Source organism: Actinoallomurus purpureus, from assembly GCF_024055795.1.
Lineage (GTDB): Bacteria > Actinomycetota > Actinomycetes > Streptosporangiales > Streptosporangiaceae > Actinoallomurus > Actinoallomurus purpureus.
In genome coordinates, this window is the sequence record NZ_JAMXMY010000005.1 from 22,415 (window position 1) to 35,559 (window position 13,145).

Sequence of the window (13,145 nt, forward strand, 5' to 3'; positions counted from 1 at the left end):
TCCCGGACCGCGAATAAGCTGAGGAGGTCCGGGAGCGATCCGGCGGGAGCGGGCGGGCGGCCCAGGGGGCCGCAGGCCGAGCGCGCCCGAACGGTGAGTGACTCGGGAGACCTGCCGACCCGGAGAGGCCGACTCCTCGCCATGATGAACCTTCCGCCGCCAACGCGCCGTCCCGGCCCCGACGATGACCGCGCCGGTGCGCTCAGGCCCGCCGTCCGCCCGCGGTGCTCGGTCTCCCGTGCGTAGTCACCGGCCGTACGTCGCGGCGGCACTCGTCGGGTTCACGAGCCTGGCCGCCCTCCTGGTCGCGCTGGTGGCCGGCGGGGCGGTCCGCGAGAAGGTGATCAGCGGGCTGGCCGACGCCGGGGCGCTCACCCGATGGGGACTGCCGGTCGCCCGGCTGACCATGGATCTCGGCGGTGCGCTCACCGTCGGCACCCTGCTGTGCGCCGTCGTCCTGCTGCCCTCGGCCAAGGGCGTGCTCGACCCGCAGGCCGTCCGGTACGTCCGGGCCACCTCCTGGATCGCCGTCGGCTGGGCGGCTGGCGCCGCCGCCACGCTGATCTTCACCGTCTCCGACATCCTGGGCGAGCCGGTCGCGACCGTCGCCGGCGGCAACGAGCTGTCGAGCTATGTCGGTCAGCTGCCGCAGGGCACCGCGATGATGATCGTCGTCCTGCTGGCCGCGATGATCGCCCTGCTGACCCGCACCGCGGCCACGCCCGGCAGCGCGGCAGGCCTGCTCGTCGTCGCCCTCGTCGCGCTGCTGCCGCCGCCGCTGACCGGTCATTCCGCGTCCTCGCCCAACCACGAGCTGGCGATCAGCGGGCTCGCGATGCACGTCGTCGCGCTCGCGCCCTGGATCGGCGGGCTGCTCGTCCTGGGCTGGCACGCGGCCCACGACGGCGACCACCTCGGGGTGGCCGCCCATCGGTTCAGCCGGATGGCGCTGTGGTGCTTCGTCGCGGTGGGGGTCAGCGGCGTCGCGAACGCGATCTCGCGGCTGCCCGATCCCGCCCAGCTGTTCACGAGCGACTACGGCCGGCTGGTCCTCGTCAAGGCGGTGCTGTTCACCCTCCTCGGCCTCGCCGGATGGCTGCACCGCGAACGCACGCTGCCCGCCGTCATGGCGCACAACCCCAAGGGGTACGCGCGGCCCGCGATCGGCCGCCCGCCGTGGCCGTTCGTACGGCTCATCGCCGCCGAGGCGTTCGTCATGGCCGCGACGATGGGCGTCGCGGTCGCGCTCGCCCGCACCGCCCCGCCGGCGCCCTCGGCCGACGAGACGCCCATCCGTAGCCTGCTCGGCTTCGACATGCCGCCACCGCTGAGCGTCGGCCGGCTGGCGACGATGTGGCGGCCGGACCTGTTCTTCGCCGTCCTCGTCGTGGTGCTGGGCGGCCTGTACGTCGCCGGGGTGACGCGGCTGCGTCGTCGAGGCGACCGGTGGCCCGTGGGCCGGACGATCTCCTGGTTCGTCGGCCTGGCCACGGTGGTCGCGGTCACGATGACCGGCGTCGCGACGTACGCGCCGGTGCTGTTCAGCGTGCACATGATCCAGCACATGGTGCTGTCCATGCTGACCCCGATCTTCCTCGTGCTGGGCGCCCCGGTGACGCTGGCGCTGCGTGCGCTGAAGCCCGCCGCCATCCGCGGCGACCGTGGCCCGCGCGAATGGCTGACGGCCATGCTGAACAGCCGTGCGGCGAAGTTCATCGCCCATCCGGCCACCGCCACGATCATCTTCATGGCCAGCACGTACGCGTTGTACTTCTCGCCGCTGTTCGGCTACCTCATGCGCGCCCACGTCGGCCATCTCGCGATGCTCGTGCACTTCATGGCCACCGGCACCCTCTTCTTCTGGGTGCTCATCGGGGTCGACCCGACACCGCGCCGGCTGCCGTACATCGCCAAGATGATCCTGCTGTTCGTCACCATGCCGTTCCACGCCTTCTTCGGCATCGCGCTGATGAACCTCGGACAGCCGATGGCCTCGGCCTGGTACACCTCGCTGCACCGGCCGTGGGGGCCGTCGATCCTCGCCGACCAGCACACCGGCGGCGGGATCGCGTGGGCGTTCGGGGAGATCCCGACGTTCATCGTGTTGATCGCGATGGTGTTCCAGTGGTTCGCGGAGGACCAGCGCGTCGCGCGCCGTGAGGAGCGCCGCGCCGACCGGGCGGCGGCGCGCAAGCAGGACGACGAGCTGTCCGACTACAACGCCTACCTGGCGTCACTGGACAAGCGGGCACGCAGCCAGGACTGACGGTTTCGCCGAGAACGCAAGGGATGGCCCAGCGGCCGATCGGCGCGGTCCGTGCCCGACCGGCCAAGATCCGGCCAGCATCTCCGGTGACCCGGGTTAGCCGGCCCATCGGCGGGAACGTCCGTCCCTGTGTCCCGCACGATGATCACTGGGCTGCTGCTGCTGGCGGCCGCGCTGCCGATCTCCGGGTGCGCCGAGACGTGGGTCCGGCCGGCCGCCACCGTGACCTCCGAGTCGCCCTCCGTCTCGGCCCCCGCATCGACATCGCCGGTGACCTCGGCGCCCACCCCGCTGGGCGCGCTGACGCCGGGGGAGACCGGCAGGAGCTTCTCGCTCCCGATGAGGGTGGTCAACAGCGGCGACGGCACCCTGGTCTTCGTCCCGGTGCGGGTGAACGGCAGGGGGCCGTACGAGTTCGTGCTGGACACCGGTTCGTCGAACTCCTCCGTGGACCGCAGTCTCGTCCGGCGGCTCGGACTGCCGCGAACGGGGCAGCAACACCGTGTCCAGGGCGTCACGGGCAGCGGAGTCGTCCCGATCGTGAAGGTGCGGCGCTGGACGCTCGGCGGCGTCCCGCTCCGGGCGACGTCACTGGCGGTCGTCGATCTCGGCATGGGCGTGGCCGGCCTGCTCGGCTCGGACGAACTCCGCGCTTTCGGCAGCGTCACGCTCGACTTCCAGCACGACCGCATCAACTTCCGGCGGTAGGCGGTGCCCGTCGCCGTTCGGTCAACCGGGCAGCTGGCCGAGCGTGACCGTGACGGTGCTCTTGCCGCCGTTCGGGTGCTGGAGCACCACCTGAGCGGTCTGCCCGGGTTTCAGCCCGGCGAGGACGTCGGACAGCTCCGAGGTGGTCGATGTCCTGGCGCCGTTGACCGACACGATGATGTCGTTGGGGCGGATTCCGGCCTTGTCGGCGGGGCCGCCCCGCGTCACCGCCGTCACCCCTACGCCGACGACGTTGCCCGACATGTCGGCGACGTTGCGGATCGTGACGCCGAGCGCGGCCCGGCCGGAGTTGGTCACCCGGCCCGACTTGATGAGCTGGTCCGCGATCAGCTTCACCGTGTTGCTCGGAATCGCGAACCCGATGCCCGCGGCCGCGCCGCCGATCTGCGGGTCGGAGGCGGCGAGCGCCGGGATGCCGATCACCGCGTTGTCCAGCGTCACCAGCGCGCCCCCGCTGTTGCCCGGGTTGATCGGCGCGCTGGTCTGCACCGCGCCGGCGATGGTCGCCCCGGGAAAGGCGCCCTCGCGCGGGGAGGAGACCGTGCGTCCGAGCGCGGAGATGATGCCGTTGGTCACGCTTCCCGACAGGCCGAGCGGATTGCCCATCGCCAGGACCATCTCGCCGACCGTCAGGCGGCTGGAGTCGCCGAACCGCGCGGGCTTCAGCGACGCGCCGTTCACCCGCACGACGGCCAGGTCGTCCGGGGCGTACTGGCCGACGAGCGTCGCGGGAAGCGCCTTCTTCCCGGTCGCCGTGGTCACCGTTATCCGGTTGGACCCCGCGACGACGTGGGCGTTGGTGACGATGTCGCCCCGGTTGTCGTAGATCACGCCGGATCCGAGCCCGGAGTCGGTGTCGATCTGGACGACGGAGGGCAGCACCGCCTTGACGACCTGCTCGTAGACCTGTTCGAGCTGTCCGGCGGACCCGTGGTCGGGCGGTGCCCCGGGCGCCGTCGAGGTCGCGGCCGCGTTCGTGTTCCTGGTGTCGCCCCCACCGCACCCGGCGACCAGGGCGAGTCCGGTGATCATGGCGGCGCCACACCGTGTCATGTGTCCCACATCACTGCTCTTCCCAGCCGTCGGCGGGTGAAGCGGTGTGGCGCGTCCTGCCCGTACGTCCGTCAGCCGCCGTTGTGCTGGAGCCAGTGCGCGGCGAAGGATCCGGCCGACGAGCGGATGCCGAGGATGACGATGGCGAGCGTGAGGAGGGGGGTGACCACCCACTTCTCCACCGCCCCGTTGGTGCGCGGCACCAGCGGGACTGCGAGCCGCCAGGGGATGGGCCACAAGACGGGGCAGCCCTGGGGCGTGATGGAGTCGGTGATGACGTGCATGAGGCAGCCGAGCCCCACGGCGAAACCGGCCCAACCCAGCGTGTACCCGTGCGTGCCGAGCCCCGGACCGGCGAAGTGCATGCCCGCCATCAGGAAGGTCAGGCCGCCGGCGATCGCGGCGTTGAGCAGCGCGCTGAAGTGCTCGCGCTTGGGGACGCGGAGGCCGATCCCCTGGAGCCCCAGGCCGATGAGCAGGAACATCATCACCCACCACGCCTGCACGACGTGGTCCGCCAGCGCGTCGGCGCCCAGGCCCATGGCAACGCAGAACAGCAGCGAGTGCGTCGCGTGCCGGTGCCCGCCGCTGACGACGGACACGCCCTTGCACAGGACCCGGGTGACCGGGCCGAATGTGTTGGCGATCGTGCCGTCGTGGTGGTCGAGGTCGGGAAGCAACGCCGCCCCGGCGCAGACGACGGCTCCGGCCGCGATCTGGCCGGGGGTCATCCGCATCCCGTAGTCGGCCAGGAAGGGTACGGTCCCGAGCCATGCTGCGGCCCCCGCCAGCGCATGCGTATGGCCCATCATGTGAAGATCACCCGCTTTGTTGCCACGCGCGGACTGTAGCCCGCTTCGGGAAGTACGGACGTGCGACGCGCCGGAGCGGTTCCCATGATCACCCTGAATTCGCCCGGCGGACGGGAAGGCCATGGCCCGGACCCGGCCGGGACGGGTCCGGGCCGCGCATCGGGGGGCGTCAGGCGGGCTCGGGCATCCGGTGCCCGGCGGCCCGTTCCTCGACCCGGCCGAGGTTCACCGGGAGGGACAGGGGCCCGTAGGTGATGGCGGACGGGGTGTAGGGGATCGCGTCGGGGTCGATGGCGAGGCTCAGCTCAGGGAAACGGCCGAACAGCGCGGACAGGGCGATGCGGGCCTCCAGGCGGGCCAGTGGCGCGCCGATGCAGAAGTGCGGGCCGTGACCGAAGGACAGGTGGCCCGCCTGCTCGCGCGTGATGTCGAACCGGCCGGCGTCGTCACCGTACCGCTCGCGGTCGGTGCCGAGATGGGCGTAGCTCAGCCACAGGGCCTCGCCGGCGGGGATGTGGACCCCCTCCACCGTCACGTCCGTCACGGTGTACCGGAAGGGCGCGCCGATCACGGAGCTCCGGTACCGGAGGGTCTCCTCGACCACCTGGGGCCACAGATCCCGCTTGATCGCCAGGGCGAGCTGGTCCGGGTGGGCGCACAGCGCCACGATCGCGTTGCCCAGCAGGTGGACGGTGGTCTCGTGGCCGGCGATGAGCATGATCCACAGCGCGCTCACCAGCTCGCCGTCGGACATGCGGTCCTCTTCGTCATGGGCCCGTACCAGGCCGGTGGTGAGGTCGTCGCCCGGCTCGCGGCGCTTGAGCTCCACCAGCGACGCCAGGTAGGAACCGAGTGCATTCTGGGCCGCGGCGGTCTGCTCCCCGGTGCTGGTGTGCGAGAGGAGCGCGTTGGTCCAGCCGCGCAGCTGTCCCCGTTCGGTGACGGGCACGCCGTACAGGTCGCAGATGACCGACATCGGCAGGGGCTCGTTGAACGCCTGCACCAGGTCGGCCCCGTCACCGGCCGCGGCGATGTCCTCGATGAGCTCGGCCGTCGTCTCGGTGATGCGCGGGGAGAGCGCCTCGACTCGTGCGGCGGTGAAGGCCCGCGCGATGAGACCGCGCAGCCGCCGATGGTCGGCGCCGTCCTTCACCTGCAGGTGGTCTCCGGAGATGAGCGGCCTTATCGGCCAGTCCGCGGGCACGGAGCCGTTCTGGAGGGCGTTCCAGTGCCGCGGGTCCCGCGAGAACACCTTGTTGTCCCGCGCGAAGAGGTCCGCGACCGCCGCGTGGCTGTTCACCGCCCATGCGTCTACGCCGCCGGGTAGCTCGATGGGGACGACCGGCCCGGCCTGCCGGAGCCGGTGATAGGTGTCAAGGATCGGCTCTCCCGGCGTGGGGAAGGGGAAACGGGAACCACCCACGAATTGCCTCCAGACGCATACGAATGACGTGCGCAGCGTAATTAGTCACTGATCTGGAGGCCAGGGTGTTTTCTCATTTAGTGACAATGCACACAAATCTGGGTCAGGCCGGCGCGATCGTGCCGGCCGTCGGCATGCCGATCGGAGCGTCGAGAGGTTCCCGCCGGATGGTGGTACGCCCGCCCCGTCGAGCCGCTGGGCGGCCACCCTGCCAGGGCCGGGGTCCGGGCGTGCGCCGACCGGGTCCGGCCCCTGGCGCGTCCGCCGACCCGGATCCGGCCCGGGCCGCGTCCGCCGGCCACAGGCGGGCCGGCGAACGCGTGGCCTTAGGGCCTGTCTCAAAGCCCCACTGTCCTACTGCGCGGCGCCCAAGCGGCGCCTCGCCGCGTTGTCGTCGGTCGCCAGCCAACACCGGGCTGACTCCCTCCTCCGTCTTGCGAGGCACCACCTGGACACCGCTCGCTACGGACGGGGACTTTGAGACAGGCCCTGGGGCGTGTCTGACGAATCCGCTGCCCGGCTGCGCTACGAACGGGATCTGTCAGACACGCCCTGGTGGGCACCGGGATGGTCAGGCGGGCTCCGGCGTCCGCCGCTCGGCCGCGCGGTCCGGCGCCGGGCCCAGCCTCACCGGCAGGGACAGCGGCCCGTACGTGATGGCGGACGGGGTGTAGGCGAGGGTGCCGACGTCGGCGGCCAGGGTCAGCTCGGGGAAGCGTCCGAACAGCGCGGACAGGGCGATGCGGCTCTCCAGCCGCGCCAGCGGCGCGCCGACGCAGAAGTGCGGGCCGAATCCGAACGCCAGGTGACCGGTCTGTTCGCGGGTGATGTCGAATCGGTCGGCCGTGTCTCCGTACCGCTCGCGGTCGGTCCCATGGTTCGCGAGGCTCAGCCACAGGGCCTCGCCGGCGGGGATGGGCACGCCCGCCAGCGTCGTGTCGGTCAGGGTGTACCGGAACGGCGAGCCGATCACGGAGCCGCGGTAGCGCAGGGTCTCCTCGACCACCTGCGGCCACCGGTCCTGCTCGATCGCCAGGGTCCGCTGGTCCGGGTGGGTGCTCAGCGCGACGACGGCGTTGCCGAGCAGGTGGACGGTCGTCTCGTGGCCGGCGATGAGCATCACCCACAGGGCGCTGACCAGTTCGTCGTCGGAGAGGTGGTCCTCGTCGTCATGCGCCTGGACGAGCCCGGTCGTCAGGTCGTCACCCGGTTCGCGCCGTTTGAGCTCGACCAGCGACGCCAGGTAGGAGTTCAGCGCCTCATTGGCGGCGGCGGCCTGCTCGCCGGTGCTCGTGTGCGCCAGCAGCGTGGTCGTCCAGCCGCGGATCTGGGCCCGTTCGGCGAGGGGAACGCCGTACAGGTCGCAGATGACCGACATCGGCAACGGCTCGGTGAAGGCGGACACGAGGTCGACGCCGTCGCCGGCCGCCGCGATGCCGTCGACGAGCGTGGCCGCCAGCTCGGAGATCCGGGGCTTCAGCGCCTCCACCCGGGAGGGCGTGAAGGCCCGGGAGATCAGGGTCCGTAGCCGCCGGTGATCCACGCCGTCCTTGACCTGGACGTGGTCACCGGCGACGAGCGGACGCATCGGCCAGTCCGGGGGCACGGAACCGTCGTGCAGGGCGGTCCAGTGTCGCGGGTCCGCCGAGAAGACCTTGTTGTCCCGGGAGAGAAGGTCGACGAGCGCGTCGTAGCTGTTCACCGCCCAGGCGGGCACGCCGTCCGGCAGCTCGATGGGAACGACGGGCCCGGCCTCGCGAAGCCGGGCATAGGTGTCGAGAATCGGCTCGCCCGGCGCGGGGAAGGGGAAGCGGGAACCGCCCACAAATGCCTCCAGTCATACATGATGGTCGTGTCTAGCGTACGTAGCTGCCGTCCCCACAGACTAGAGCGTTGTTCGGTTTTAGTGACAATGTGTGCCAGTTCCGTCAGAACGCGTAGCCGATTCTGGTCAGACCGACGGATTCGGCCGCACGCCGTCCGTGACGGGTATGAACCGCCAGTCCGCCTTTTCCTGCTGGTAGGGAGCGTCCAGGCGCTTGGCGATCACTCCGGGCAGGCCCTGCTCCTGAGCGGCCGCCCGGACGGCGTCGCCGTTGTCGAAACCTGGTGCGGTCTGCCAGCGCGGACCGGCGAGACGCAGGCCGCCGAGCAACTCGCGCGGACGTGCGTGCGGCGCGTCGAGCAGCGACCGCCCGTCGAGGTGGAGCAGGTCGAAGATCATGTAGATGTCCTGGCCCGTGACGTCGGTGATCTCGCCGTCCAGCACGACCCGGTGGGCGGCGAGGGTCTCACCGAGGCCGGACGGGACCTTGGCGGGGCTCTCGTCGGCGTCATGGGCCCGCGCGGTGCCGCGATCGGAATGGACGAGCCGCCGCCCGCCCCAGGCGAACTCGTAGCCGTAGGCGTCCCTGTTCCGGGGGAGCCGCTCCCGAACCTTCGGCAGCACCGGGCGGATCCGCTCGGGCATCGGCTCGGCGTCCGGGTCGACCGGCGGGTCCATCCGGTGGATCATCCAGTTCTTGCCGTCCGTCGGGAACAGGACGTACCGGCCGGTGGCGCGGTTTCCGTGCAGCACCACCTTGACCTCACGGTACGTACCCGCGACGACGCGGCTGTCTCACGGCAGCGTGAGGATCTCCGTGCCGGTGTCGGTGACGAGGATGGTGTGCTCGAACTGCGCGGTCCGCTTGCGGTCCTTGGTCACGACGGTCCAGCGGTCCGGCCAGATGTCGTAGTCGATCGCGCCCAGCGTCAGCATCGGCTCGATCGTGAACGTCATCCCCGGCTCGATGAGCGTGGTGGCGTGCGGGTCGTCGTAGTGCGGCACGATCAGCCCGGAGTGGAACGTCGTGCCGATGCCGTGCCCGGTGAAGTCGCGGACGACGCCGTACCCGAACCTCTTGGCGTACGACTCGATGACCCGCCCGATGACGTTGAGGTGCCGGCCCGGGCGGACGGCCTTGATGGCCCGCATCATCGCCTCGCGCGTGCGCTCGACGAGCAGACGGGACTCCTCGTCCACGTCGCCCACCAGGAAGGTCGCGTCGGTGTCCCCGTGCACGCCGTCCTTGAACGCGGTGATGTCGATGTTGATGATGTCGCCCTCGCGGACGACCGTGTCGTCGGGGATGCCGTGGCAGATCACCTCGTTGAGCGAGGTGCACAGCGACTTGGGGAAGCCCCGGTAGCCCAGCGTCGAGGGGTACGCCCCGTGGTCCAGCATGAACTCGTGCCCGATCCGGTCGAGCTCGTCGGTGGTGACCCCCGGCTGGATCCGCTTGCCGACCTCCTCGAGCGCCTGCGCGGCGATCCGTCCGGCCACGCGCATCTTCTCGATGATCTCGGGCGTCTTGACGTCCGACTCGCCCGTGCGGGGCACCTTCTTGCCGACGTACTCCGGCCGTGGGATGTCCGAAGGCACCCTGCGCATCGGGGATACGTGACCGGGACGGAGTTGCGTCGTCATGCTGTTGGAGTGTAGTCAGCTCGCCGGGGCACGATGACACCATGATCGGAGAGCGCGATGAGTGACGAAGGCAAGTGGTTCTTCTGCCTCAAGCACCGGAAGGTCGAGCACGGGCCCGGCTGCCCGAACCGTGACCGCATGGGCCCCTACGACACCGAGGACGAGGCGGCCCACGCGTTCGAGCGGGCCGCCCAGCGCAACGAGGAGTGGCGCCGCAAGGACGACTTCTAGGGTGCGTCTGACAGATCCGCCGTCCGGCTGCGCGAACGGGGTCTGTCAGGACACGCCCCAGCTCCTACGACAGGTCGGCGGCGGGGCCGCTGATCGTCTCCAGGAGACGTGCCAGGCGGTCGCGCAGGCCGCGCCTGGGCAGAGGCTCGCCGGCCGCGGCGCTGACGAGGTGCTGGGCGGCGTCGAACGACACGAGCCGGTCGTCGGCCGGCACCGTCAGGGCCTCGTGCGCGAGGCCCTCGAGCTCCCGGTCGCCGGTGTCGAGCGCGAAGATCGTCGCGCCGACGCGCCGGGCGTCGTCCACCCGCTCCAGCAGCGGCGCCGGCGACTCGTCCTCGGACACGACGATCAGCGTCTCGCCGCGCCGGGCCGCCTCCAGGCGCTCCAGGCCGACCCCCAGGTGCGGCGGGGCGCCGGGCGGCGGCTTCCAGCGCACCAGCGTGGGGGACAGCTCCGGGACGCCGCCGAGCCGGCTCTCGTCGTCGAGGTGGGCGGCGAGGTGCCACGGCTCGTCATCGGGCGCCCCGAAGACCAACAGGCCGCCCGGCTCCCGGGCGGAGGAGCGCAGCGCCCACGCGAACTCCCGGGTGCGCTCCGGCCAGCCGGTCGTCGAGAGAAGTTCGCGCAGGGCCGCCACCTGACTCGCGTCCATGGCCCCCATGGTGCCGTACAGAGCGTGAGATCACGTGCGCTTTGTTAGGGGTCGGCGATCTCAGGTAGGTATAGCCACATGGAGATACTCGGGGTCGACATCGGCGGGTCCGGCATCAAGGGCGCGCCGGTCGACGTGGAGAAGGGTGAGTTCACCCAGGACCGGCTGCGCCTGACCACACCGGAGGGGGCACCGCCCCAGGAGGTGGCGCGGGTCGTGGCCGAGATCGTCGCGCACTTCGGCTGGGAGGGGCCCGTGGGCGTGACCTTCCCGGGCGTGGTCACCGGCGGAGTCGTCCGTACCGCGGCCAACCTCGGCGACGCGTGGATCGACCTGGCCGCACGCGACCTGTTCGCGGAGGCGAGCGGCGTGCCCGTGACGCTGCTCAACGACGCCGACGCCGCCGGGATCGCGGAGATGACCTTCGGTGTGGGACGCGACCGGCCGGGCACGGTGCTCATGCTGACGCTCGGCACCGGCGTGGGCACCGCCCTGTTCCTCGACGGCAGGCTCGTGCCCAACACCGAGCTGGGCCACATCGAGATCCGCGGCAAGGACGCCGAGCGGCGGGCCTCCGCGCACGCCCGGGAGGTCCACGAGTGGGACTGGCAGGACTGGTCGAAACGACTCGGCGAGTATCTGCGGCGGATCGAGGACCTGCTGTGGCCGTCGCTGATCATCGTGGGCGGCGGAGTCAGCAAGAAGGCCGACCGCTTCCTGCCGCTGCTCAAGGACGTACGGACTCCGGTGGTCCCCGCCGAGCTGCACAATGACGCCGGCATCATCGGTGCCGCCATGGCCGCGGTACCCGGTAAGGAGCTGGTCTGAGGTGCCCTGGCAGGATCGTTCTCTATGAGCACTCAGCACGCAGACCTGCCGGACGTGAGCGGTCTGTCCATCGGCATCCTGGGTGGCACCGGAGACCAGGGCAAGGGGCTGGCGCGCCGCTTCGCCCTCGCCGGCCACCAGGTGATCATCGGTTCGCGTAGCGCCGAGCGCGCCCAGCAGGCCGCCGAGAGCCTGGGGCAGGGGCTGACCGCCCGGGGCGCGGAGAACGCCGTCGTCGCCCGCGAGGCCGACGTCGTGATCATCGCGGTGCCGTGGGACGGCCACAAGGCGACCCTGGAGTCGCTCCGGGAGGACCTCGCCGGAAAGACCGTGATCGACTGTGTCAACCCGCTCGGCTTCGACAAGCAGGGCGCCTACGCCCTGCCCGTCGAGGAGGGCAGCGCCGCCCAGCAGGCCGCGGCCGTCCTGTCCGACAGCACCGTCGTGGCCGCCTTCCACCACGTCTCGGCGGTGGTGCTCCTCGACCCGGAGATCGACAAGGTCGACCTCGACGTGCTCGTGCTGGGCGACGACCGGGAGGCGACGAACACGGTCCAGGCCCTGGCCGGTCGCATCACGGGCATGCGCGGGATCTACGGCGGGCGGCTTCGCAACGCTCACCAGATCGAGGCGCTGACCGCCAACCTGATCTCCATCAACCGGCGCTACAAGGCGCACGCCGGCCTGCGCGTCACCGACGTATGAGGTTCGTCGTCTACGGCGCGGGCGCGGTCGGCGGCGCCATCGGGGCCCGGCTGTTCCAGCGGGGCCACGACGTCACGCTCATCGCCCGCGGCGCCCACTACGAGGCCATTCGTGACCGGGGACTGCGCCTCGACACCCCGGAGGAGAGCGTCACCCTGCCGATCCCGGTCGTCGACCGGCCGTCGGCGGTGACGTTCCGGCCCGGCGACGTCGTCCTGCTCACGATGAAGACGCAGGACACCCTGGCGGCGCTGGCCGAGCTGTCGGCCCTCGCCCCACCGGACGTCATCGTCGCGTCCGCCCAGAACGGCGTCGAGAACGAGCGCCTCGCCCTGCGGCTGTTCCGCCGCGTGTACGGCATCTGCGTCCTGTTGCCGTCGGCGTTTCTCGAGCCCGGCGTCGTCGAGGCGTACCTCGCGCCCCAGACGGGCGGCCTCGACGTCGGCCGGTACCCCGACGGCGTGGACGACACGGCCGAGGCCCTGGCGGAGGCCTTCACGGACGCGACGTTCGTGTCGGTCGCCCGGCCGGACGTGATGCGCTACAAGTACGGCAAGCTCCTGACGAACCTCGGGAACGCCGTCGAGGTGGTCATCGGCCCCGGCGAACAGGGCGCGGAGATCATCCGGCTCGCCCGGGACGAAGGGACGGCGTGCCTGCGGGCGTCGGGCATCGACGCGCCGAGCGGAGTGGGCATGGCGTCCCAGATTCGTCCCATCCGCGGGCGCCTGCGCACCGGCGGCTCGTCCCACCAGAGTCTGAGCCGGGGGACCGGCACGATCGAGGCCGACTACCTCAACGGGGAGATCGTCCTGCTGGGCCGCGAGCACGGCGTGCCGACCCCGGTCAACGAGCTGCTCCGGCGGTTGGCGAACCGGATGGCCCGCGAGGGCCTGCCGCCGGGCCTGATGACGCCGGAGGAGTTCCTCACCGCGCTGGACGGATCCGCCCCCGGATGACCGGAGGGCCGCCCGGTG

General features: G+C 71.4%; 13 protein-coding genes. 6 read left to right on the plus strand and 7 right to left on the minus strand.

Features of this window, described 5'->3' with window-relative positions:
- Window positions 1–184: 184 nt before the first annotated feature.
- Window positions 185–2,266, plus strand: a complete 2,082-nt coding sequence (locus NE236_RS11465) for a bifunctional copper resistance protein CopD/cytochrome c oxidase assembly protein (RefSeq protein WP_372494314.1) — start codon at window positions 185–187, stop codon at window positions 2,264–2,266.
- A gap of 129 nt (window positions 2,267–2,395) precedes the next feature.
- Entirely contained in the window at window positions 2,396–2,974 is a 579-nt protein-coding gene (locus tag NE236_RS44425; RefSeq protein ID WP_252841885.1) for a retropepsin-like aspartic protease, read from the plus strand.
- A gap of 21 nt (window positions 2,975–2,995) precedes the next feature.
- Here the strand turns inward: NE236_RS44425 and NE236_RS11475 are convergent, their stop codons facing one another.
- From NE236_RS11475 to map, 6 genes are all read right to left on the minus strand, one after another.
- Window positions 2,996–4,048: a S1C family serine protease gene (locus tag NE236_RS11475; protein ID WP_252841886.1), complete on the minus strand. Its 1,053-nt coding sequence runs from the start codon at window positions 4,046–4,048 to the stop codon at window positions 2,996–2,998.
- A 71-nt stretch (window positions 4,049–4,119) separates the two neighbouring features.
- On the minus strand, window positions 4,120–4,857 hold the full coding sequence (locus tag NE236_RS11480; protein ID WP_252841887.1) for a metal-dependent hydrolase: 738 nt from the start codon (window positions 4,855–4,857) through the stop codon (window positions 4,120–4,122).
- 172 nt (window positions 4,858–5,029) lie between these two features.
- Window positions 5,030–6,283 carry a cytochrome P450 family protein gene (locus NE236_RS44430; protein WP_252841888.1) on the minus strand — a complete coding sequence of 418 codons (1,254 nt, stop codon included), beginning with the start codon at window positions 6,281–6,283 and terminating at the stop codon, window positions 5,030–5,032.
- Between the two features lie 571 nt (window positions 6,284–6,854).
- A complete protein-coding gene (locus NE236_RS44435; RefSeq protein ID WP_252841889.1) occupies window positions 6,855–8,108 on the minus strand; it encodes a cytochrome P450 family protein in 1,254 nt (417 codons plus the stop codon).
- A gap of 126 nt (window positions 8,109–8,234) precedes the next feature.
- Complete coding sequence (locus NE236_RS11495; RefSeq protein WP_252841890.1) at window positions 8,235–8,864, minus strand: hypothetical protein; 630 nt, start codon at window positions 8,862–8,864, stop codon at window positions 8,235–8,237.
- A 39-nt stretch (window positions 8,865–8,903) separates the two neighbouring features.
- Window positions 8,904–9,752: a type I methionyl aminopeptidase gene (map, locus tag NE236_RS11500; RefSeq protein ID WP_252841891.1), complete on the minus strand. Its 849-nt coding sequence runs from the start codon at window positions 9,750–9,752 to the stop codon at window positions 8,904–8,906.
- A 57-nt stretch (window positions 9,753–9,809) separates the two neighbouring features.
- On the opposite strand from map, the gene NE236_RS11505 reads away from it, so the two are divergent.
- Window positions 9,810–9,983, plus strand: coding sequence for a hypothetical protein (locus tag NE236_RS11505; RefSeq protein ID WP_252841892.1), 174 nt, complete (start codon window positions 9,810–9,812; stop codon window positions 9,981–9,983).
- Between the two features lie 64 nt (window positions 9,984–10,047).
- Here the strand turns inward: NE236_RS11505 and NE236_RS11510 are convergent, their stop codons facing one another.
- A complete protein-coding gene (locus tag NE236_RS11510; RefSeq protein WP_252841893.1) occupies window positions 10,048–10,635 on the minus strand; it encodes a hypothetical protein in 588 nt (195 codons plus the stop codon).
- A gap of 78 nt (window positions 10,636–10,713) precedes the next feature.
- Between NE236_RS11510 and ppgK the strand changes: the two genes are divergently transcribed.
- The 3 genes from ppgK to NE236_RS11525 are packed head-to-tail and all read left to right on the plus strand — an operon-like array spanning window position 10,714 to window position 13,127.
- On the plus strand, window positions 10,714–11,463 hold the full coding sequence (ppgK, locus tag NE236_RS11515; protein ID WP_252841894.1) for a polyphosphate--glucose phosphotransferase: 750 nt from the start codon (window positions 10,714–10,716) through the stop codon (window positions 11,461–11,463).
- Between the two features lie 24 nt (window positions 11,464–11,487).
- A complete protein-coding gene (gene npdG / locus NE236_RS11520) occupies window positions 11,488–12,168 on the plus strand; it encodes an NADPH-dependent F420 reductase (protein WP_252841895.1) in 681 nt (226 codons plus the stop codon).
- Window positions 12,165–13,127 (plus strand): ketopantoate reductase family protein, encoded by a 963-nt coding sequence (locus NE236_RS11525; RefSeq protein ID WP_252841896.1) that lies wholly within the window; start codon window positions 12,165–12,167, stop codon window positions 13,125–13,127. Before npdG ends, NE236_RS11525 begins: the two co-directional genes overlap by 4 nt.
- The last annotated feature ends 18 nt before the right edge of the window (window positions 13,128–13,145 follow it).

What these genes read in the sequence shown, in the direction of transcription:
- NE236_RS11525 (WP_252841896.1), top strand. Translation starts at nt 12,165, where the DNA reads ATGAGGTTCGTCGTCTACGGCGCGGGCGCGGTCGGCGGCGCCATCGGG.
- NE236_RS11510 (WP_252841893.1), bottom strand. Translation starts at nt 10,635, where the DNA reads ATGGACGCGAGTCAGGTGGCGGCCCTGCGCGAACTTCTCTCGACGACC.
- npdG (WP_252841895.1), top strand. Translation starts at nt 11,488, where the DNA reads ATGAGCACTCAGCACGCAGACCTGCCGGACGTGAGCGGTCTGTCCATC.
- ppgK (WP_252841894.1), top strand. Translation starts at nt 10,714, where the DNA reads ATGGAGATACTCGGGGTCGACATCGGCGGGTCCGGCATCAAGGGCGCG.
- NE236_RS11475 (WP_252841886.1), bottom strand. Translation starts at nt 4,048, where the DNA reads ATGACACGGTGTGGCGCCGCCATGATCACCGGACTCGCCCTGGTCGCC.
- map (WP_252841891.1), bottom strand. Translation starts at nt 9,752, where the DNA reads ATGACGACGCAACTCCGTCCCGGTCACGTATCCCCGATGCGCAGGGTG.
- NE236_RS11480 (WP_252841887.1), bottom strand. Translation starts at nt 4,857, where the DNA reads ATGGGCCATACGCATGCGCTGGCGGGGGCCGCAGCATGGCTCGGGACC.
- NE236_RS11465 (WP_372494314.1), top strand. Translation starts at nt 185, where the DNA reads ATGACCGCGCCGGTGCGCTCAGGCCCGCCGTCCGCCCGCGGTGCTCGG.
- NE236_RS11505 (WP_252841892.1), top strand. Translation starts at nt 9,810, where the DNA reads ATGAGTGACGAAGGCAAGTGGTTCTTCTGCCTCAAGCACCGGAAGGTC.